Genomic DNA, 21409 nt, shown 5'->3' with positions numbered 1-21409 from the left:
TTATTCTGAGTGGCCCAAAAGTTTTTTGTTATTGGGTGATGATTTTCTATAACTGCCTGGACTGACTCCCGTCCATTTTTTAAAGGCGCGATGAAATGCACTCGGATCATGAAAATGTAGATCATCACTAATCGTTTGAATTGAATCATTACTTTTACTGAGTCGTTCAATAGCGATATCACAGCGAATATCATTTTTAAGCTGCTGATAACTGACGCCCTCTTGCTTTAAACGACGTTGAATGGTCGCAGTCGACATATTCAGTTGCTGTGCAATCTCTTTTAGTTCATCCCATTGTGATGGTGGTTGTAGCAGCAGTTGACGGCGGATCTGTAAGCTTAATGAGTTCTCATTTTTAAAGCGTACTATCAGGTTATAAGGCGTGTGTTTGAGAAAATCTTTGAGCGCTTGTTTATCTTTTTTGATTTTATGCTTGAGATAATGCGCGTCAAACTCGATTTGGTTTTGCTCGGCATTAAATTGAATGTTCTCGCAAAAACGCACTCGATAATCTTGTAGTTCCACAGGTGGGTGGCATCGAAAACTCATTTTATGGAAGCCAATCCGTTGATCACTCAACCAGCACATTAAACTATGCACCAGCATCAGATAAGTTGAATAGGTAAACATGCGCTTTGGATGCTCACGATCATGCAAGATCAGATAAGCCTTGGTGCCACGTTGTACCAATTCACCACGAATATCATCCAGTAGCAGACTTAGGAATTTTAAAATTTCGTGGATGGCTTGCTCAAGGGTTTCGGCATTAAACGCTAATTTTGCTAATAGGCTATAGCTGCCTCGGCGCATAGGATGGCGATCCATGCCCAAGAATTCATCATTCATACTTTCTGCAAGTTCGACCCATAACTGCGCACATTGTGTCACGGGCACTCGTGCCTTAGACGAGGTCAATAGTTCTGCTGAAATACCTGCTCGATTGGCGATATTGACAATATTTAAACCACGACTTGCAGCAACACTTAATGCTTCACGAATTAAAGCATTTGAAATGGTGTCCTTAGCCGAATTAAGATCGAGGTTGAGGTTTTTGTTCATATATCAATAAAATACAGGAGAAGAATGAAATCGAATGCTCAAAAGCCGCAGCAAATTTGCTACTTTTTGAAATTGTATCGGAAAAAACTTGCCTTTAGGCTTAGTTATAAAAATTTATATCTTTAATTTGCTAGGAAACGTAAATGAAAATTCAGGGAAAACATTTTGTTATTACAGGTGGCGGTTCAGGCCTAGGTGCAGCAACAGCAGAATATTTAGTTGAAAAAGGTGCTTCTGTGACACTCGTCGATATGAATATCGAAGCTGGCGAACAACAAGCACAGACCTTGGGCGCAGCAGCAGAATTTGTAAAACTAGATGTGACCGATGAAGCGGCAGCAGAACAGTTCTTTAAAGCTGTATTGGCCAAACATGGCAGCGTATATGGCCTGATTAACTGTGCAGGCATTGGTCCATCTGCAAAAGTCGTCGGTAAAGAAGGCGTACATGATTTGGCCATGTTCTCAAAAACCTTGCATATCAATGTCACAGGTACATTCAATATGTTGCGTTTTGCAGCAGATGCCATGAGTAAAAACACGGTTGCAGAAGGTGATGAAGATCGTGGCGTGATTGTGAATACTGCTTCAGTGGCTGCCTTTGATGGTCAGATTGGACAAGCGGCTTATTCGGCATCAAAAGGGGCTGTGGTAGCGATGACCTTACCGATTGCTCGAGAACTGGCCCGCCATGCAATTCGTGTTATGACCATTGCCCCAGGGATTATGGAAACGCCAATGTTGAAAGGCTTGCCTCAGAATGTGCAAGATGCCTTAGGACAAATGGTGCCTTATCCATCACGTTTAGGTCGCCCAGAAGAGTTTGCACGTTTAGTCGCGCATATTGCTGAAAATTCCTATTTGAATGGTGAAGTGATTCGTTTAGATGGTGCAATCCGTATGGCACCAAAATAAGTTGAGCTTTCATTCAAACGCCGTTATGGAGATCATTTCATAACGGTTTTTTATACTTTGATGTTTGTGCTATTGAATATTGTTTCTAGAGCAATTTCGATTTAAGGTCGAAGAATAATAAAAATGATTTAACAAGAAGGATCAGACCGATGAAACCCATGATTTTTTTATCCATGACATTGGCACTGACCTTAACAGGCTGTGTCGGTAATATGAACCCGACAGGTGGCAACTCAAGACCAAATTATCCGTATTACGTTACACAACAACCGATGCTGGTTAAAAAAATCCATGTTCCAGCAGGAACCACCTTGGTTTATAAGGAACAGTACTTCAAAAAAGGCAAACAAGACCAGATTATGTCAGAAAATAAACTGACCGATATTCGATTGCCCATTGGTCAAAGCATCGATTGGGGTGGTGTACCAGTTACCATGATTTCGCAGTTTTTTAATTCATCTATGCGCGGCTATTCTGTGTATGCCGATTTTAAGAAGTTAGATGCAGATAAACGAACCAGATTTTCTCAGCTATGGCAGAGTTGTGATGATGATCTAGGCATCAGTATCAAAGATCGAAAGGATTGGTCATTTAATAAAGCCAATATTGCTGATGTACAAAGCTGTAGTGGTCTTTATCAACGTTATTTTAAAAATGACCAAGAACAGCAGCAGTTCTTGGATCTTTTATATCGTGAGTTGATGAAAATCAATGATTAGTAAAAGAGGCAAAGCCTGTTTGGCCTTGCCTGATATCCAAGATTATTTGGCCTTAACTTCTTCACCAATCAGATAAAATGTCCCACCTGCAATATAATGCAGGCTACGCAAATCTTTGCTGGCTTCTTGAAAGTGCCAATGTCCATCGCGGAATACGCGTGAATCTGCCCAAGCACCGACCACCGAACCGATAAATAAATCATGCGCTTGTTGATTGTGCGGTTCTGGAATCACTTTACAGATCAACCAAGCCAGACTACCTGCCACCAGTGGGACGGGAAAGTCATCTTGGTAAAACAATTCAGTTTTGCACTCTTCTAATTTGTTTGGATGCTCAAACTGACTGATGGTTCCAAGTTGATGCACCAGATCAAGTTGCGCATAGCAGGGTACTTGCAAGGCAAAATAACCACTTTGCTCTACCAGTTGACGAGTTTTGGTACTTTTATCCAAGACTACAGTGACCTTTGCAGGCGTTAATTCTAAAGCACAGGCCCAAGCCGCAGCCATGACATTACGTTCTTGTCCGTATTGAGCAGACACTAAAACCGTCGGGCCATGATTGAGTAGGCGATAGGCTTTGGAAAGTTCAACAGCCTTCATGTCTGGGTGATTCATATAACATCCAAAAGGTTGAAACATCATCCTATTGTTGCATAAACTTTCGTAAAATTTTATTCAATTTCCCAGCGTTTAAAAGCACGATTGAAACTGGAAATGGAAGAGTAACCAAGTTTTTTAGCCAACTCATCTTTGGTCAGAAAAGGATTTAGCATCAGTTGTTTGGCTTTTTCCTTGCGCACGTCCTCATAGAGTGTTTGAAAACTGACGGCTTTTTCTTGCAGCATGCGTTGCAAAGTCCGTTTGGTCAGGTTCAACTTTTGTGCCACTTGTTCAATACTGAGTAAACCTTCGGTCTTATCGTCAATCAGATATTTAATCCGCTGTAAAATATCCTGAGTGGCAACCAGTTCATCTAGCTCTTTTTGGCACAAGGCTTTAAATTTTTCTGCGCTAAGCGGATCAGCCATACTTAAAGGTGCATTTAAAAAGGTTGCGGGTGTGATTAAGCGGGTGTTGGGTTGTTGATAACGTATTTCAGCAAAGCTGGAAGTTAGGATATCGCTAAAACGAGCGAAATAGTCAGGGCGTTTACATTGCAGATCAATGCTGGGTTTAAAGTCTGGAATGAAGAATCGAACCAAATGGACAAAACCTGTTAGAAAGAAAATACAGCTAAATTCATAGGCTTGAGTATCTAATTCATCATTAAAATTCAGCAGGGAACTGTCATAGGTAATACTGTAATAGGCAGTTTGATCTTCAACTTTGAAGTTGAATGCAACAAATGAGCATTGCAAACTGGCAAATTGATTGATGGTTTCAATCGCCTCCAAGGCATTTTTGGAAATGGCAACGGTAAAACCAAGTAAGCCATGTGAGCTGATTTTTAACTGCGTGCCTGCATAAAAACCGATGCCTTGTTCCTGTGTCAGTTCAATCGTTCGTGCAATCACTTTTTTAAAGGCATTTAAACTAATTTTATAACTTAGCTCATGCAACTTTTCGATCTCAACACCAGTACCCCAAAATAAGGTTTCAGCAGCAATATCCCATCGTGATACCACCTCACTCAGTAGGTGAGCATACGAGCTACTAATAAAGTGCTGATTTTGAAGACGGGGAATACTCATAGTGCGCAGCAAATTCCATTTTAAAAGCAGATCCAGTTTATTCAGAACTTAAAGCAGTGAGTATGATTTGGAAATGTGCATTCATCGGAATTTATTCAATCTAGCGTAATTTTGGCACGAATTGTTATGATTTTGGCACAGTTTGTTTTAGTCTAAAAATCACACAAAATTTCCAAGGAGTATAATTTTGCCAGTCGTTTGTATGCTCGGAATGATTCCAGATACGAAGAAAAAGACTAAATCGTTGTAATAAAAATGAAAAATGCTAGGAGCAAAACGTGAAGAAAAAATATTTAAATGTCATGGCGCTGATGGCAGGCATGGTGGTGAGCAGCGGATCTGTGGTACACGCAGGTTTGTTTGATTTTTTTGCACCCAAGGCATCATGGCAAAACTGTAATGTGAACTCTTGTTCAGTCGGCGGTAGCACCAGTGTTACATCAAGTTATGCGAAAACCAAGTATCCAATTCTCTTGGCGCATGGGATGGCAGGTTTCTCAGCCGTAGGTCCTTTGCAATACTGGAACGGAATTACTGAAGACTTGGTCGGTAATGGTGCAAATGTATTTGTTGCACAGCAAGCCTCGTTTAATTCTTCGGAAGCACGTGGTGAGCAATTATTGCTACAGGCAAAACAAGTGTTAGCGATTACAGGTGCAGAGAAAATTAATTTGATTGGCCATAGTCATGGCTCTCAATCAGTTCGTTATGTCGCGAGTTTGTTGCCAAACAAAGTTGCGTCAGTCACAGCAGTCGGTGGGCCTACCAAAGGATCTGATGTGGCTGATGTAGTCGATTCAGTGGTTAAATCACCTGCGGGGCCAGTCTTGGCACCTGTAATCGCAGCAGGGGTGAATGCCTTCTTCTCGCTAGTGGGGATTGGTTCAGGACATTATTATGATCAAGATGCACTGGCGGGCTTAAATTCATTAACCACTAGCGGTTCAGCCAACTTTAACCAACGTTTTCCAGCAGGTGTACCAACCACAGCATGTGGTTCGGGTACTGAACTGGTCAATGGTGTACGTTATTATTCTTGGAGTGGAACCAGTCCATTTACCAATGCATTAGATCCGATGGACTATGCATTAACTGCAACATCGTTACTGATTTCAGGGGAAAATGATGGCTTAGTGCCGCGTTGTTCGAGCCATTTGGGTACTGTGATTCGTGACAATTACGCATTTAATCATTTGGATGAGGTGAATCAGATCCTCGGTTTAGTTGGATTCTTACAAAATCCAGTCACCCCTTATCGGACTCAGGCAAATCGTCTGAAAAATCTAGGCTTATAATTCATTGATGACAGGAGCAATCCGTTGCTCCTGTCATGTTTAACGGTTCAAACAAAGAAAGAATGATAAATAGAGCAAGGGATGATGAACGGTAAATTTTTAAATAATAAAACCATTAGCTTAGTTTTGATTGTATGTTTATTGCTCTTGTTGGCTTTAATCTACTGGATATTTAAACCAGATGCTCAAAATACGCCACATGAGCCAAGCCAACAGGCTCAATCACAGCTTATAGGCAATGGTTTTGAAGCTGGCCAGCAAAATAATCAAAAAGGCAAAATGCCAGAATTGGCTGCTTCATTACGCGGTACAGAAATTGATTGTCCAATTCAGGTCGATGCCAACGGTAAATTAATTTTGACGGTCGGTATTCGTAGCTGTTTCGACTATTTCTTTTCCAGTTTAGGTGAAAAAACTGAAACTGAACTGATTGCCGATATTCGACAGTATCTCACTGCGACTTTACCTGACACAGCTTCGAGTTATGCAAGTTATCTGTTAGATCAATATGTGGCCTATACCCATGCCTTAAAAAATATAAAACCAACGGGCAACTTTAAGACGGGTGATATTGAAGGCTTTCAGAAAGTGATTGATCAGATGTATAAAGTACAGCAGCAGTTTTTTAATGCAGCTGAGATCAATGCCTTATTTGGCAATGAACGTAATCTGAATCAGTTTAATATTGATCAAATGCGTATCCATGCCAATAAAACCCTGAACGCTCAGCAAAAGGCAGCTGAATTGGCGAAACTGATTGATCAACTTCCGAGCACACTGGCGGATGGCGTTCGGGTTTCGATGCAATTTGCTGAATTGCAGCAATTAACCCAAGAGGTGCGGGAAAAGGGTGGTTCTGCTCAAGAGCTACGGAATATGCGTGAAAGTTTACTAGGGCCAGAAGCGGCGGATCGTTTAGAGAAAGTTGATCAAGAAGAAGCAGGATGGCAAACACAGGTCAATGGTTACTTGGCAGCACGTGACCAGATTTTAAAGAGTGATGCCACGGATGCCAGTAAACAGCAGGCAATTGATCAGTTGCGTAATCAATCCTTTGGAACTAAAGAGGATTTATTAAGAGCGCAGTCATATGAAATGATGCATGATCGGAAGTAGGGCAAAAGGAATAGATGTAAATATAATCAGTAATAATTTTATTAGGTAAGTTTGAATATGTATGTGGCTGATTATATTGGTTTAGCATTGATCCAAGATATGACAGATAAGAGTTTGCCCCAGTCGGAAGTCGTGATTAAGGGAAAAAAGACAGGGGTTGTGGTTGAGGGTAAAGTGTTAGAAGGTGTGGTTTGTGTATATTCTCACTGCTATCTGCTTTTCCTTACTCATGATTGTATCTTTGAGGAAACTTTAACTTTGGCGTTAGTCGATCTGGATAAAAATAGCTTGTTGGAGTCATTGTGGATAGGGTTGGTTTATCAGACAGATATCTTTACTGGCCCGAGGATATGTGGTGATAAGATCTTATTTGAATTTTTAGCCGAAAAAACGTGGGTTCTTCAAGTATTACAAACTGCAAGAATTCGATTTCCTATTTCTTTCAATTCTTTGGTACATCGTGGTTTTCAGTTTAAATCTTATCTCCAGTTAGAACATTAATTTATGTGACGTATGCCGTCATGAACATTCTTTGATGATCTTTCCGTCTTTGCGCACTTTTCTAAATGACGTATGCCGTCATGAACTATAAAATAATGAAAATAACATAAGCTAAAACATGAAGTTATACTCAAAAAGGCTTTAATACCCAAAATTTCTAACTGATGTAGTAACTTATTGATTTTATTAAACTGTTAAAGAGTAAGAAAAATACTGGGGTAAAAATAGCTTTTTGTCAAAAGAAAACAGTGTTGGTTCTAATTTATTACTTTCCTCAGAACCTACATCGACTTAAAATCATGAACACTCTTGATGATAAAGAAGTAAGTCCCGTGTCAGACCATTTAGAAAACGAATTTGAGCTAAGTAATGAGGAAATGCATCTCTATAGTCGTCAGATTTTATTAGATGGTTGGGATATCGAAGCACAAGAAAAACTAAAACTTGCCAATGTGCTAATAATCGGCGCAGGCGGTATCGGCTGTACCAGTGCTGAGCTGTTAGCACGTGCAGGTGTAGGTAAAATTACCATTGTCGATGCCGATATCATTGAAATGAGTAATCTGCAAAGACAAATTGCCTTTACGACAAAAGATTTAGGTCGATACAAAGCAGAAATACTGGCAAAGCATCTAAAAGACATTAATCCGCATATACAGGTCAGTTATCAAAATATACGATTCGATGAAACGAATGCTGATGAACTCGTACAGCATCAAGATGTAGTCTTAGATGGCTGTGATAACTTTGCCACCCGTTATCTGGTTAATGCAGTATGTAGAAAACATCAAGTACCTCTGATTAGTGCGTCAGCAATAGGTTTTGAAGGGCAGATGTTTATGGTGGATGCTGATTCAGCCTGTTATGAATGTTTATTTCCGAAAGAAGATCATGCCAATGAAGGGCTACGTTGTGCGGAGTCGGGTGTATTAGCTACCACTCCTGTAATGATAGCGTCATTACAAGCACATCACACTTTACTGTTTTTAGGCTTAGGTTTGACCCCACTCAAGCAAAAACTATTGCTTTGGAATGGCTTAAATTTAACGCAACGTATTCTTAAATTTGAAAAAGATATAAATTGTCCTGTTTGTCAGGCAACTTGATCGGTAAATTGAGCAAAATTTGCTAAACTAATGCCATCTGTGAGGCAAGAAAGATTATGAAAAGAAATATTTTATTCGATGGATTACGCTCTGTTGCACGTATTGGTGAAACAGTGGTGGTTGCAGCACAAGCAGGTGTGAGGTATGCAACTGAAAAACCAAGCAACGCCAAACTGATGCGTGAGACCTTTGAGTCGCTTGGTTCGACTTATATCAAACTGGGGCAATTTATTGCCAGTACGCCGTCTTTATTCCCACGTGAATACGTTCAGGAATTCCAAGGTTGTTTAGATCAAACGCCAACCTTACCATTTAGCTATATCCAAAAAGTTTTGGCAGAAGAGTTTGAAGGGCGCAATCTCAATGAAATTTTCAGTTTTATTGATGAAAAGCCTTTGGCTTCGGCTTCAATTGCACAAGTCCACGCCGCTCGATTGGTCACGGGCGAAGATGTGGTTTTAAAGGTGCAAAAGCCAGGTGTTGAAACCATTCTTTATACCGACTTGAATGTGGTGCATTGGGCAACAAAGTTGCTTGAAAGAGCTGTTCCAAAAATCAAGTTTGCCTCGTTGTCTGAAATCGTAGATGAGATCAAAACACGGATGGTTCGTGAAGTTGATTTTATTGAAGAAGCTCAGAATCTGGATGACTTTATTCAGTACTTGAATGTGTCAGGTAACCAAGCGGCAACTGCGCCAAAAGTTTATCACCAGTTTTCAACGCGCCGTGTGCTGACCATGCAGCGTTTATATGGCGTGTCATTGACTGACTTTGATGTGGTCAAACAATATGCCAAAGACCCGACGCAAGTCTTGATTACAGCCATGAATACTTGGTTTGGTAGTTTAATGCTGTGTAAGAGTTTCCATGCTGATTTACACGCTGGCAATTTGATGCTGCTGGAAGATGGTCGTATCGGTTTTATTGATTTTGGTATTGTTGGTCAGTTAAACCCGGAAGTTTGGACCGCATGTATGGCGTTTATGGATGCTTTACAGCATACCAATTACAACGCAATGGCTGAGAACATGCTGAAAATGGGCATGACCCATCAGAAAATTGATACTCAAGTCTTGGCTGATGATTTAGAACGTTTATTTAGTGGTGTGTTATTGGCAGATCCACAAGAAATTCTGAGTTCTAATCCAGCAGATTTGAATGACATCATGATGGATATGGTGGCTGTCGGTGAGCGTCACGGTATCAAATTCCCGCGTGACTTCGCTTTGTTATTCAAGCAAATGCTATATTTTGATCGTTTCATGCGTGTTCTCGCACCATATACCGATATTTATGCTGACCAACGTTTAAAAATGGTTCACAATATTGAACCTGCTTCGTTTTTAAAGCATTAATTTATTTATCGGTTCATTAGGTCATTATGGATGCCATTATAATTGAAGGGTTGAAGGTTGATACTGTCATTGGTTGTTTCAGTTGGGAACGCCAAATTATTCAACCTTTAATGCTAGATCTCACTATTCATAATGATCTAACGCAAGCTGCACAATCAGATGAGCTAGAAGATACGCTCAACTATGCGCAAATCTGTGAGCTTGCAGCACAGGTGATTCAACAAGCCAAACCCAAACTAATTGAGCATGCAGCACAATTGGTACTTGAATGTCTATTTACCACCTTTCCCTCGATTGAATCGATCAGTATCACCATTCGCAAACCCGCCATCATTGCACAAGCCAATGCAGTAGGAATTCGCCTTGAACGCAACAGAAACAATTTTTGCGCTCGCACTGGCGAGTAATCTCAAGCAACAACAGAATTTCACTTTTGCTTATCAACAAATCGCAGGTTTAGGCACAGTGGAATTTTCTCCAATTTATGAAATTCCATGTCGGGATGGAATTGGTGCTGATTATTGGAATTCAGCCTGTTTATTAAAAAGCCGACTCAGTGTTGATGAGGTGACTGAAATCCTGAAAAAACTAGAAGCGCAATCTGGTCGGGTTCGCCCATCGCATCAGATCAGTTTGGATATTGATGTGATTGCATGGGGTGAAACTTTAGACCGTATGCAATTTAATCCCAAAAAGCTACCATTGGCTTTGGATGTCAAAATTCCTTTATATGATTTATGGCAGCATGCAGATTTAACTTATCTTCAAAGTATGCATTATCCTGTCATTACAATGTAATTGTTTGAGTGGCTAATGCGATAATAATTAGGAAGAATTCTTGATGAAAATAGTTTTACTTTTATCAACTTTAACGGTTTTACTTTCGGGCTGTGCGACCATGAGTGTCGAGCAATGTAAAACAGCAAATTGGTTCAATGTAGGTGAAAAAGATGGTTCAGAAGGACGTGATTCACGCTTAGATAAATATTATTCTTCCTGCCAAAAAGCCAATATTGTGCCGAATCAAAAGCTGTATGAACAAGGTTATCAAAAAGGCTTGGGCTATTATTGTCGACCAGAAAATATCTTTAATGAGGCTTTAGAAGGTCGTGGTGATATACGCGTTTGCCCAATTGAAAAGCGTGAATCCTTGCGTAGTTACTATCAGGTCGCCTATGAATACTATCAGGCAGATTCAGAGTTTAATCGCTCCCAAAATGATATGAACCGTTATTTAAAAGAGCTGGAGCGTAAAGATCTGCCGACCAAAGTTCGGGAAGAGTATAAAAAAAGTTTATACGATCTACGCATCAATAGCAGTTGGGTACAGTCACGTTATCATCAAGCTGTCAGAGATCTAGAGCGTTTTAAGGCAGAACATGGTTTATATTGAACCGTTCAGTTTTAACATCTGATGAAAAAAATCCATGGTTGCAATCCATGGATTTTTGTTTGTGACGAAACACATTTGAGTTACATACGCCCGTATACAGGGATGTTTAAATAGATAACAAGCGAATAATGAAGGAATTATTTATGCAAGCCAAGTTACTTATTGCTCTAGGGATTATTCTCTGTGGCAGCATGAACTCAGCCTATGCAATTGATGCCAAATATAGACAACAATTAGAACAATCAGGTTGTACTCAAGTCAGTGAAGCACAAGGTTGCGATATTAGCAAAAGCAAAGCGGAAAATAGCAAGGCGGGTTTTGTCGAGCAAACGGTAGATGTAGCAAGTCCGAGTGCATCAATAACACAGCAACCGCAGTGGATTGCAGAAAGATCAGATGGCACGGCTTTGGCTGTAATTAAAATTGATCAGCAACAGCGAGTTTGGGTGAATGATACGCGTGTTATTGCGGTGAAGAAGAATGACCAATTGAGTTTTAGACAAGGTAAAATTGATTACACTATTTTTACCGATTTGGACAAGCAGTCGCAAAGCTTTTGGAGTGACCGTTATTCGACCGATAAAGGTAAAATTGTGTTTCGTTAATTTTGATGATGTAAGCTAAATCAAAAGGGAATTAGCTTTCGATAATTCCCTTGGATAAGTTAAAGATAATAACTGGTTTTAGTCATTAGTTTCGAAATAGCGGTCATAGTAATCCGTACAGGCGCGGGTAGGTTCACGCCACCAGCTTCTAAGGCAGTATCACGATGATGTAACTCGTCTTCATTCATTTGTACGAGGATTTTCCGTGAACGTTCATCATGAGCAGGTAGTTGTTGAATATGCTCTTGCAAATGCTGACTCACTTGGCGTTCAGTTTCAGCTACAAAACCCAAGCTGTATTTGTCGCCTGCAATACCTGCAATTGCACCCATCCCATAAGATAGGCCGTACCAAATTGGATTTAATACACTGGTGTGGCTATCCAATTCTTTTAAGCGGTCTTCGCACCATGCCAAATGGTCTTGTTCTTCAATTGCTGCTTGCTGCATTTCTTCACGCACATGCGGTAGTTTTGCGGTGAGTGCCTGCCCGTGATAGAGCGCTTGAGCACACACCTCACCACTATGATTGACGCGCATCAAGCCAGCAACATGACGGGCATCACTGACACAGAGTTGTGATGGTTCTTCATCGGCTGGATTGCTGCGCTGCGCACTAGTCGCACCAGGAACTAAACTACGTAAGGCTTGATCAAAGGAATTAATAAGTTTATCGAGACCGGTGTAATGACGCATATATTAATCCTCTAATGTATTGGGTGCATTTTTTAATAAAGGTTTTAGGCGTTTTAATAACCAAAATGAAAAAATCGCACTTAAAACAGCGGTAATGGTAAATAAGATTTTAATATCAATTTTTAAAAAGCTTAAGATTAAAATAGAGAAAACTGCAGAAGAGACCATAAATACAGCATTTAAAATGTTATTTGCTGCGACAACACGCGCACGATGTGAGCGTGGTGAATAGGCCTGCATCATGGCATAGAGTGGCACAATATAAAATCCACCACTAATGCCCAGTAAAGTCACTGCCAGCATGACATGGTAATAGACAGCACCGAGCGTAAACATATCTTTTAAGTTGAGTAATTCACCTGTACGCTCAGGGACAAAGGCAAGGCTTGCTGCTAGATATAGCGCAAAAACTGTTAAACCAATTGCGCCATAGGGCACCATCTTGATATTAATATCCGAACCCCCGATTTTTCTGCAAAGTAAAGAACCGACGCCAATACCAACCGAGAAAAAGGTGAGTAATAGACTCACTACATTTTCTGAGGCATGTAGGTTTTGTTGCGTCAGTTGCGGAATCTGGGTTAAATAGGTTGCACCATAGAACCAGTACCAAGAGTTACCCAACAAAATTACAAATACAACGGGGATACTTTTGGCATATTGGATAGTCTGAAAACTGGTACGAATAAAGTTCCAGTCAATTTTTAAATCAGGTGCGGCGACTTTCTGCGGCAAGATAAAACGGCTACACAAATAGCCTAAGCAAGCAATAGTGATAACAGTGACACTGATCCAAAGTAGATTACCTTCTGAAGTGGCAATCACTGCACCACCTAAAATCATCCCCAGCAAAATTGCAATCGATGTACCTGACTGAAACAAGGCATTGCCTGACATCAACTCTTGCGGCTTTAAAATTTCAGGCAAAATGGCATATTTGATTGGACCAAAACAAGTGGAATGGGTGCCCATTAAAAACAAGGCAAATAATAGTAACCACAAATTCCCAAGCAGGAAGCCAGCAGTACCAATCAACATGATCACGATTTCTAATATTTTAATAAAGCGAATCAGTTGTGAGCGTTCGTATTTATCTGCGATTTGGCCGGCAGTCGCTGAAAAAAAGAAGTAGGGCAAAATGAACAATAAGGCTGCTAAATTGTTTAATGTGCTGATTGATGCACTTTGTTGTTGAATCCACCCATAGGTAATCACTAGCAGTAGCGCTTGCTTATATACATTATCATTCAGTGCGCCAAAGAACTGTGTGAAAAACATCGGGGCAAACCGACGTGATGTCATTAAGTGCTCATCTTGTTTCATCATGTGTTCACTTCATTGTGATTTATAAAAAAATGTGACGAACTGTAAAAATGTGATGAAATGCATGTATGATACCTAGGTCTGATTGGATGAAAAATCAAAGATTTGAAGTTATTTCACCCATCAAAAACGATAAATTAAAAAACAAATTTAGAGTTTTACATGCCATCTAAAACGAAGTTTAAACAGTCGACACTGGTTCATTCTATGCATTTAATTTTTAAAATGCAGGGTTTTCCTAAACTTATTTGTAGTGGTTTTTTAATTAGTTCTTGCATATCAGTTGCTTATGCACAAGAACAAAAATCGGCTGTGCCTGAAAATCAAGCGCTTGAGCAGACCGAACCAGCCATTGAACTGGCAGCTCCTGCATTAGCACCAACAGCGCCAGCAATCAATCTTGCGGATCAAGGTGTATTGCCTGGGCAAGACAGTTTGGCAGCGCTAAAAGAACAAGAACAATCCACTAATCAAATTAACGAATTAAAACCGATTCAGTTGGATGACAATTTAGAAAATCTGCCTGTAATTCCTGTCGATCAAAACATGGCAAATGAAATCTTCCGTGTTGCTGAAGATGCAAAAAATCAAGCACAAGCGTATCGAGAAAACACCGCAAGAAATCCTGAGCCGATCATCGCTGATGCATCACAGACTGAACTGACTGAAATTAAACAAGCACCACTGAATATTGATCAACTGATGGGTGAGATTCAAGCAGACAGTAAAATCGTGGTGGAGGCCAATGAAACAGGTAAAACTTTAGCTGAATTGCAGCCTAAGTCTGATCAACCGCAGGAAAAGGTTGGATTCTTTAAACGAATTGTAAATCGTTTCCGTCCAGATAATTTACTCAATACCGATAAAATTCCGCGTATTTCCGCAGATGTGACTGGCGCACCTGCGATTTTGGCATTAAATATCAAAGCTAAATTGTCTAGCTTCACCCAAGAGTCTTTTGAGGATTTTAATGTTGCCTTACCGCAATTGCGTGCTTTGACCAATCAGGCGGCGCAAGCGGTAGGCTATTACAATGCCACTTATACCTTTGTGAAAGAAAGTGATAGCAAAGTGAAGGTGATTGTGGTTCCAAATGAACCCGTCAAAATTAAAGAACAAAATATTGAATTTACGGGTGCAGGCGCTAATACACCTCAATTCCAAGTGATTCGATTAATTCCAGAGCAAGATGTCGGTGATATTTTTAATCACGGCGCTTATGAAGCAACCAAAACTAAAATTACTACGGTGGCTTCGGATAACGGTTATTTCGATGCATTTTGGCGATTGCATGATGTCAAAATCACTCAACCAGAAAAAACTGCTGAAATTAATTTAAATTATGAAACGGGCGAGCGCTATAAGTTAAAGAAAGTTGAGTATCGGATGAGTGATCCGAGTAAACCATTGCCGCTCACCCAAAAGGTTCTCGACAGTTTAGCACCTTGGAAAGAGGATGATGATTATGCTTTCTGGCGTGTCAATGCATTGGCAAATAATTTAACCAATAGTCGTTATTTTAACTATACCTTGGTTGATACGATCAAACCTGATGCGATTCAACCCCCTCTAGATTTACCACCTGACCTACAGGCTTTGGTTGATCAACAACGTGTGCAAGAATCGCAATTGATGAGCAGTCAACAGAAGGCAGATCTGGCTCGTGCAAAAGTTACCTCTGCGCAAGAGGTGACACAGGACGTGGTGGATGAATCACAGTTCTCTGGTGCAGAACCAGCGCAACCTGCTTTGGCGCGTTCAATGCCAGTGTTACCAGCACATGACGACGACGATGAAGAACGTCAGAAGCTCGAAGAACAAGCACGGGCAGAGCGCAAAATTCCTGTGGTCGTGACGCTAAATGCTGATCGTTTAAACAGCCTTGAAACCGGTATTGGTTATGGTACCGATACGGGTGCACGTATTCGTACGCAATACCGTCGTGCCATTGTCAATAAATATGGTCACTCTTTTGACGCGAACGTTGAGGTCTCTGAAATCCGACAGTCGATTGATGGTCGTTATAGTATTCCTTATAAACACCCGTTAAATGACTATTTCAACCTTGTTGGTGGTTATGAGCGTGAAACTCGCGATGACATTGGCCCAGATGTCAACTTATTGGTTGAATCTGCGGTACTGGGTGGTGAACGTGTCATTAAAAATCCATTGGGTGATTGGCAACATACTTTTGGTTTGCGTTATCGTTTAGACCGCCTCACCAAAAAAGGTGATGTCAATGTCGATGAGTTGCCAGATGCTTTTAAAGTTTCAGGAATTGATTCTGAGCAAGAATCTTTGCTCTTAGGTTATGAAGCATCTAAAACCAATAGCAATACCCGTTTGAATCCAACCAAAGGTTTTAAACAAACCTATAAAGTTGAACTGGGTACAGAGTCTTTACTCTCAGATGCCAATATGGCAATCGTAAGTGCAGGTTGGCGTTTTATCTATTCATTGGGTGAAAACGACAATCACCAATTTGTCGGTCGTGGCGATGCAAGCTATATTTTTACCGATGACTTTAATAAAGTTCCTTATAACTTACGTTTCTTTACGGGTGGTGATCAGTCTTTACGTGGTTTCGACTATAAAAGCCTATCACCTGAAGAAAACGGCTATAAGATCGGTGGTCAAGCCTTAGGGGTTGGCTCCTTAGAATACAATTATCAATTTAAAGATGGCTGGCGTGCTGCAGTGTTCTCGGACTTTGGTAACGCTTATGACAAACAATTTAGTAACCCAACAGAATATAGTGTGGGTGTTGGTATCCGCTGGAGATCGCCAATTGGACCAATTCGATTAGATATCGCATCGGGCATTTCTAATGATAATAATCCAATTCGATTACATTTCTTTATTGGGCCACAGCTTTAAAACTTTTTTAGCCCTGTATTTAATCAGGGCAAAACAATCTCGGGTTGATTATGACGGAAGTAGAACAGCAACTTACCCCTCCAACAAAACCAAGACCACCACGGCGCATTGCTCGAAATATTGTGCTGATTGTGCTGATCATTCTTTTATTACTGGTCAGTTCTTTGCTTGTGATGATGTCAACGGATAAGGGTAGCCGTTTTCTATTAGACCGTGTACTTCAAAGCCAGAAAACCATTAAATACGAATATGAAAGTGGTAATCTGCTTTCAGGCATTATTTTAAAAAATGTGTTAGTGCGACTGGAGGGAATTGATGTTTCTTTAGATCGTGCCGATGTGTCTTTGGGGTGGCGAGCGATTCTAAAAAAAGAAGTGCATCTTAGCCATGCTGATGTTCGTAATCTAAAGATTCTTGATAAGAAACCACCATCAGGCAAACCGTTTGGATTTGATCCGATCAAACTTCCTTTTGTATTACGGGTTGATGAAGCCAAGCTCGACCATTTGCAATTGCAAACCACTACTTCGAAAGTCGATTTTAGCGATATTTATCTAAAAGATGCTTTATGGTCAGAAACCAAATTAAAGTTCGAAGACTCACGCATGAAAATGGAGTTTTTAGCAGTTAACAATGCTTCAGGAGAGATGGATTTTAGTGGTAAATATCCACTCAATGCGACTGCTGATCTGATCATTCCTGCACTTAAAAGTTTGGATATTGATGTCATTAAAGTTGCAGCCAGAGGGTCTCTAGATACCTTAAAAGTTGGCGTGGCAACTCGAACTCCAGACCTGCTCACAGGTTGGGCAGTCGTCCATCCTGTACGTGAACATGTGCCGATGAATGGTGAGCTGTTCTTTAAAAACTATCATTTGCCATTACTCAAAGATCAAAAGCTGTTTGCAAAAGATGGTATTGCAAAATTTAATGGCGACATCCAGAAACTGATTTTAACGTTGAATACAGACCTTAAAGGCGAGCAAGTGCCAGAGGGGCAATATACAGCACTGATGGATACTGATTTAACTCATCAATTGAATATCCGTGAGTTTAATGGCCAATTGATGGGTGGGGTGGTCAGCTTGCTCGGTTTTGTAAACTGGCAGGATCATGTGTCTTGGGATATCAAAGGTCGTTTAGAAGGCTTGGATTCGAAAGACAAAACCGTACCGCAAATTGCACAAGATTTTTTACCTCCGAACTTGGATGCGAGCCTGAACTCGACAGGTTCAATGGAAAAAGGTTTGGCGCTGAATGCACAGCTTGCATTTGATAAGTTTGAGACTTGGGCGGTTCAACTGGACCAAGCGGAAGAAAAAGACCATAAAGTACAACCAATGCTATTGGATGTGTCATGGAAAGGGATTGATCGTGCCATGCCTTATATCGGCTGGCTCAGTAGTGAAGAAGGTCATACCAATCTGACTTTAAAAGAAGGTCAGCAAGACATTTACCTCACTACAACGGTTCGTCCTCATGAGCAGGCTTTATTGCCAACAGGAAAATATGATGCGCGTTTAGATGTAAAAGGCGATCTATTAAATGTGGAAAGTTTCCGCTATGAAGCGGAAAAAGGCAGTTTGTCGGGTCAGGCCAAAGTTAAGTTACCAACCGAAAAGCAGCAACTTTCGTGGCAAGCTCAGCTCAAAGCACAGAATTTTAATCCGCAAAGCATTGCTGCGGCCGCCCCAATCAATCTATTGAATGGTGAAATCAAAGCCATTGGTTATGCCAAACCAAATCAACAAATCATTCGTTTTGAACAAATTGATTTAACTGGTCAGTTACCTCAAGAAAATAAAGCTGAAACAATTGCCTTAAAAGGTAAAAGTTCGACAGCTCTGATTTTCCATGATGAAAAAGCTGGTGGTGGATTTAAAAGTTTTGCCGTGGATTATGATGGTTCTTTGAATGCCTTGAATCAAGCTAATGGCATTTTAAAGATTAAGGTTGCAGGTACGCCTGATTACATCAAGATTAATGAACTTAATCACGATGGGGTTGCTGGAAAGATCTTCGCAACGGGTGCGGTCAACCTCAAAGATAAACTGGGTTGGGATATTGATGCTTCATTGGTACGCTTTAAACCTCAATATTTTGTTTCAAGTGTCAAAGGTGAAGTTTCTGGACGGGTTAAAACACTTGGTGTTTGGTCGGATAAACTGAAACGGATTGATATCCGTCAGCTCAATGTTGCAGGCTTCCTGAATAACAAACCAATTCGTGGTCGCGGTAATCTGAGTTTATTGCTTGATTCGAATCAAACGGGTTTCTTACCACAACAATTTGAAGCCAATGACTTATTCTTTGCCTATGCACAGAACCAGTTACAAGCCACAGGCAATGCCCAAAACCTACGTATTAAGTTGAATGCACCTGCCTTATATGAGCTTTATCCGGGCTTGCGTGGTCGTGCCTATGGCAGTTTAAATGTACAGTCACAGCCACGCCTAAAAGCAACAGCGAATATGATGGTTGATAATTTCGCCTTTAATGATCTGGTGACGATTCGTTCATTAAAAGTGCAAGGTGAATTGCCAACTTCTGAAACCACACCTACTCAGCTGACTGCAACTTTAGACCGTTTGCGTAATGGCAATCGTGAAATCGAACATGCAACCGTGAATCTAGCGGGAACGCGCAAGGCACATGTGTTAAAGGTAGAGAGTAAAAACCGTCAATCGAATTTCTATTTACAACTGGCAGGTGGTTTTAATCCGAAGAACGACTGGTTAGGCCAATTGCAAAAAGGTAACTTTACTTCGCGTAATATCAGTTTGGTACAAAACCAAAGTGCGCCGATTATCTATACCACGGCACAACAGGAATTGTATGTCGGTCAGCATTGCTGGCAGAGTTCGAGTAGCCAATTATGTCTAGATCAGCCTGCGCGCCTTAGCAAAGCTAAAGGTAGCTTCTCCTTTATTACCAAAAATCTAGATTTAAAAGACTTTACCGCCTTCATGCCTGAAGGTTTAGCGGTCACAGGCCAACTGAATGGCTATGCCAAAGCGTCTTGGGCTCAGGGGAGTCATCCGAAGCTGGACGCGCGTTTAGTCACCCAGAAAGGTGAAATTGGATTGGCGGCGGATGATCCACAAGATCCTGCTACAACGGTCACTTATGATGAATTGAGTTTGATTGCGAAAAGTATCAGCGAAGGTTTGTTGTTACGTGTCGATATGAAAACACCAGACATTGGGACAGGTTATGCCAATGTGATTGTTAATCCATATCAAGCCAATATGCCAATGCGCGGTGAAGTTGCATTTAATGATGTGCAGTTGAAAGTGTTTAAGCCATTTATCAAAGATGTACGCTCAATGTCAGGGACTCTGGCCTTGGCAGGTAAAATGAATGGAACTTTAACTCAACCTGAGTTTGTCGGTGAGATGCGCTTGAAAAATGGTGCAATTTCGATGATCTCTCTGCCAGTGAATTTAAGTAATATTCAGCTGTATTCTTCTATACGTCAGCAATCTGCTAGTATTGATGGCGCATTTAATAGTGGTCAAGGTGTTGGACGTTTGAAGGGTAATTTTGATTGGAAAAATGACCCACATTTAAATCTGACCCTGAAAGGTGAAAACTTATTGGTACGCCAAGCACCAATGATCACGGCGATTGTAGAGCCTGATTTAAGCTTGGATGTTTATCCTTTTGCGCAGCGCTTAAGCTTGAAAGGGAAAATTGATGTGCCGCGTGCGCGTATCTCGATGCCAGAAAGTTCTGCGACGGTGGTGAACTTATCACCTGATGTGCGTGTGGTTCAACAAGGTCAAGACTTGCTGGCAACTTTAAAAGCAGCTAAACCGTGGGATATTCGCGCCGATATGACCGTAAGTTTAGGCAACCAAGTCATTTTCCAAGGTTTCGAAAGTACCATTCCATTGGTCGGTCGTTTGCACTTATCGCAGCGTGGTTTAGAAACAGCCATGCGTGCCAATGGTGCGATTGGCGTCAGTCAAAAGGTGAAGATCGAAGCCTATGGACAAAGTCTTGATTTGAACCGAGCAATTGCACGTTTCAATGGGCCGTTGGCCAACCCGACACTGGATATTGATGCCAATAAACCAGTTCAGGGTAGCATGGTTGGTGTGCGTGTCACAGGAACAGCCACTGTACCGAATATTCAAATTTATAACGATGCAGGCTTGTCTGAACAAGAAGCATTAAATGCCTTACTGACAGGTCGTATTAATGAAGGTAACAGTGGTTTAAGTAATACCGAAGGCTTTAAGTCTGACGTAAATAACACTATTGCTGCTGCGGGTATTAGTATGGGCTTGGGCGGTACGCGAGCCTTGACTAACCAGATTGGTCGAACCTTTGGTTTGAGTGGTTTGGCATTAGACGCACAGGGTACAGGTGATGATACGCAAGTGAGTCTGACAGGCTATATCACGCCAGATCTGTTTATTCGCTATGGTATTGGTGTGTTTACCCCAGTAAATAAATTGACCTTGCGTTATCAGATGAACCGTCGTTTATATCTGGAAGCGAGTCAGTCCTTAGAACGTGCGATTGACGTATTCTATAACTGGAGATTCTAAGCCGACTCTAAGTTTGGTTTAGCATCACAAAGAGGAATTATTTCTCTGAAATAGTTCCTCTTTTTTTATGAGTGTAAAACAGCCCGAACCTTCAAAAAGCATTCACATAAAATTAATGCGGACTAATGGTTTGAGGAAACTTTTTAAACAGATTTTATAACCAATGATTTTAGAAAATTAAAAATGTGATAGAATTAATTT

At 40.8% G+C, this 21409-nt stretch carries 18 protein-coding genes; 13 read left to right on the top strand and 5 right to left on the bottom strand.

The window, feature by feature from the left end:
• Positions 1-1059, bottom strand: coding sequence for an AraC family transcriptional regulator (locus tag NG55_RS02230; RefSeq protein ID WP_065342189.1), 1059 nt, complete (start codon positions 1057-1059; stop codon positions 1-3).
• A 143-nt stretch (positions 1060-1202) separates the two neighbouring features.
• Here NG55_RS02230 and NG55_RS02225 point away from each other — a divergent pair, with 143 nt between their 5' ends.
• Complete coding sequence (locus tag NG55_RS02225; protein WP_065342188.1) at positions 1203-1973, top strand: 3-hydroxyacyl-CoA dehydrogenase; 771 nt, start codon at positions 1203-1205, stop codon at positions 1971-1973.
• A gap of 149 nt (positions 1974-2122) precedes the next feature.
• Positions 2123-2692 carry a hypothetical protein gene (locus NG55_RS02220; RefSeq protein ID WP_016539811.1) on the top strand — a complete coding sequence of 190 codons (570 nt, stop codon included), beginning with the start codon at positions 2123-2125 and terminating at the stop codon, positions 2690-2692.
• 42 nt (positions 2693-2734) lie between these two features.
• Here NG55_RS02220 and NG55_RS02215 read toward each other — a convergent pair whose 3' ends face one another.
• The gene (locus NG55_RS02215; protein WP_065342187.1) at positions 2735-3310 is read right to left on the bottom strand and encodes a flavin reductase family protein; all 576 of its coding nucleotides are present in this window, start codon (positions 3308-3310) and stop codon (positions 2735-2737) included.
• Between the two features lie 56 nt (positions 3311-3366).
• Positions 3367-4386, bottom strand: a complete 1020-nt coding sequence (locus tag NG55_RS02210; RefSeq protein ID WP_065342186.1) for an AraC family transcriptional regulator — start codon at positions 4384-4386, stop codon at positions 3367-3369.
• A 278-nt stretch (positions 4387-4664) separates the two neighbouring features.
• Between NG55_RS02210 and NG55_RS02205 the strand changes: the two genes are divergently transcribed.
• The 9 genes from NG55_RS02205 (at position 4665) to NG55_RS02165 (ending at position 11757) form a co-directional block, all read left to right on the top strand.
• Complete coding sequence (locus tag NG55_RS02205) at positions 4665-5681, top strand: lipase family alpha/beta hydrolase (RefSeq protein ID WP_016539814.1); 1017 nt, start codon at positions 4665-4667, stop codon at positions 5679-5681.
• Between the two features lie 84 nt (positions 5682-5765).
• On the top strand, positions 5766-6797 hold the full coding sequence (locus tag NG55_RS02200; protein WP_065342694.1) for a lipase secretion chaperone: 1032 nt from the start codon (positions 5766-5768) through the stop codon (positions 6795-6797).
• Positions 6798-6854: 57 nt separating this feature from the next.
• Positions 6855-7298 (top strand): hypothetical protein, encoded by a 444-nt coding sequence (locus NG55_RS02195; protein WP_065342185.1) that lies wholly within the window; start codon positions 6855-6857, stop codon positions 7296-7298.
• A gap of 299 nt (positions 7299-7597) precedes the next feature.
• Positions 7598-8404 (top strand): HesA/MoeB/ThiF family protein, encoded by an 807-nt coding sequence (locus NG55_RS02190; protein ID WP_407638665.1) that lies wholly within the window; start codon positions 7598-7600, stop codon positions 8402-8404.
• Between the two features lie 56 nt (positions 8405-8460).
• Positions 8461-9759 (top strand): ABC1 kinase family protein, encoded by a 1299-nt coding sequence (locus tag NG55_RS02185; RefSeq protein WP_065342183.1) that lies wholly within the window; start codon positions 8461-8463, stop codon positions 9757-9759.
• Between the two features lie 26 nt (positions 9760-9785).
• On the top strand, positions 9786-10166 hold the full coding sequence (gene folB, locus NG55_RS02180; protein WP_016539818.1) for a dihydroneopterin aldolase: 381 nt from the start codon (positions 9786-9788) through the stop codon (positions 10164-10166).
• Positions 10123-10557 carry a 2-amino-4-hydroxy-6-hydroxymethyldihydropteridine diphosphokinase gene (locus tag NG55_RS02175; RefSeq protein WP_016539819.1) on the top strand — a complete coding sequence of 145 codons (435 nt, stop codon included), beginning with the start codon at positions 10123-10125 and terminating at the stop codon, positions 10555-10557. Before folB ends, NG55_RS02175 begins: the two co-directional genes overlap by 44 nt.
• Positions 10558-10600: 43 nt before the next feature.
• Positions 10601-11152 carry a DUF2799 domain-containing protein gene (locus NG55_RS02170; RefSeq protein WP_023269538.1) on the top strand — a complete coding sequence of 184 codons (552 nt, stop codon included), beginning with the start codon at positions 10601-10603 and terminating at the stop codon, positions 11150-11152.
• 143 nt (positions 11153-11295) lie between these two features.
• Complete coding sequence (locus tag NG55_RS02165; RefSeq protein ID WP_065342182.1) at positions 11296-11757, top strand: hypothetical protein; 462 nt, start codon at positions 11296-11298, stop codon at positions 11755-11757.
• A gap of 59 nt (positions 11758-11816) precedes the next feature.
• On the opposite strand, the gene coq7 is transcribed toward NG55_RS02165, so the two are convergent.
• Together coq7 and NG55_RS02155 are read right to left on the bottom strand one after the other, a co-directional pair.
• A complete protein-coding gene (coq7, locus tag NG55_RS02160) occupies positions 11817-12452 on the bottom strand; it encodes a 2-polyprenyl-3-methyl-6-methoxy-1,4-benzoquinone monooxygenase (protein WP_023269540.1) in 636 nt (211 codons plus the stop codon).
• Positions 12453-12455: 3 nt separating this feature from the next.
• The gene (locus NG55_RS02155; protein ID WP_141669875.1) at positions 12456-13778 is read right to left on the bottom strand and encodes an MFS transporter; all 1323 of its coding nucleotides are present in this window, start codon (positions 13776-13778) and stop codon (positions 12456-12458) included.
• A 159-nt stretch (positions 13779-13937) separates the two neighbouring features.
• Between NG55_RS02155 and NG55_RS02150 the strand changes: the two genes are divergently transcribed.
• Positions 13938-16652 carry an autotransporter assembly complex protein TamA gene (locus tag NG55_RS02150; protein ID WP_065342181.1) on the top strand — a complete coding sequence of 905 codons (2715 nt, stop codon included), beginning with the start codon at positions 13938-13940 and terminating at the stop codon, positions 16650-16652.
• Between the two features lie 50 nt (positions 16653-16702).
• Positions 16703-21208 (top strand): translocation/assembly module TamB domain-containing protein, encoded by a 4506-nt coding sequence (locus NG55_RS02145; protein WP_065342180.1) that lies wholly within the window; start codon positions 16703-16705, stop codon positions 21206-21208.
• Positions 21209-21409 lie beyond the last annotated feature (201 nt).

The organism is Acinetobacter gyllenbergii (assembly GCF_001682515.1).
GTDB classification, from domain to species: Bacteria; Pseudomonadota; Gammaproteobacteria; order Pseudomonadales; family Moraxellaceae; genus Acinetobacter; species Acinetobacter gyllenbergii.
Note: the sequence above shows the minus strand (reverse complement) of the source record. Positions and strands in the feature narration are given on the sequence as shown.

Excerpts from the sequence above, each read along its gene's own strand:
- NG55_RS02145 (WP_065342180.1), top strand. The coding sequence starts at position 16,703 with ATGACGGAAGTAGAACAGCAACTTACCCCTCCAACAAAACCAAGACCA.
- NG55_RS02190 (WP_407638665.1), top strand. The coding sequence starts at position 7,598 with ATGAACACTCTTGATGATAAAGAAGTAAGTCCCGTGTCAGACCATTTA.
- NG55_RS02165 (WP_065342182.1), top strand. The coding sequence starts at position 11,296 with ATGCAAGCCAAGTTACTTATTGCTCTAGGGATTATTCTCTGTGGCAGC.
- NG55_RS02170 (WP_023269538.1), top strand. The coding sequence starts at position 10,601 with ATGAAAATAGTTTTACTTTTATCAACTTTAACGGTTTTACTTTCGGGC.
- NG55_RS02155 (WP_141669875.1), bottom strand. The coding sequence starts at position 13,778 with ATGATGAAACAAGATGAGCACTTAATGACATCACGTCGGTTTGCCCCG.
- NG55_RS02225 (WP_065342188.1), top strand. The coding sequence starts at position 1,203 with ATGAAAATTCAGGGAAAACATTTTGTTATTACAGGTGGCGGTTCAGGC.
- NG55_RS02185 (WP_065342183.1), top strand. The coding sequence starts at position 8,461 with ATGAAAAGAAATATTTTATTCGATGGATTACGCTCTGTTGCACGTATT.
- NG55_RS02195 (WP_065342185.1), top strand. The coding sequence starts at position 6,855 with ATGTATGTGGCTGATTATATTGGTTTAGCATTGATCCAAGATATGACA.
- NG55_RS02210 (WP_065342186.1), bottom strand. The coding sequence starts at position 4,386 with ATGAGTATTCCCCGTCTTCAAAATCAGCACTTTATTAGTAGCTCGTAT.
- NG55_RS02230 (WP_065342189.1), bottom strand. The coding sequence starts at position 1,059 with ATGAACAAAAACCTCAACCTCGATCTTAATTCGGCTAAGGACACCATT.
- NG55_RS02215 (WP_065342187.1), bottom strand. The coding sequence starts at position 3,310 with ATGAATCACCCAGACATGAAGGCTGTTGAACTTTCCAAAGCCTATCGC.
- NG55_RS02150 (WP_065342181.1), top strand. The coding sequence starts at position 13,938 with ATGCCATCTAAAACGAAGTTTAAACAGTCGACACTGGTTCATTCTATG.
- coq7 (WP_023269540.1), bottom strand. The coding sequence starts at position 12,452 with ATGCGTCATTACACCGGTCTCGATAAACTTATTAATTCCTTTGATCAA.
- folB (WP_016539818.1), top strand. The coding sequence starts at position 9,786 with ATGGATGCCATTATAATTGAAGGGTTGAAGGTTGATACTGTCATTGGT.
- NG55_RS02220 (WP_016539811.1), top strand. The coding sequence starts at position 2,123 with ATGAAACCCATGATTTTTTTATCCATGACATTGGCACTGACCTTAACA.
- NG55_RS02200 (WP_065342694.1), top strand. The coding sequence starts at position 5,766 with ATGAACGGTAAATTTTTAAATAATAAAACCATTAGCTTAGTTTTGATT.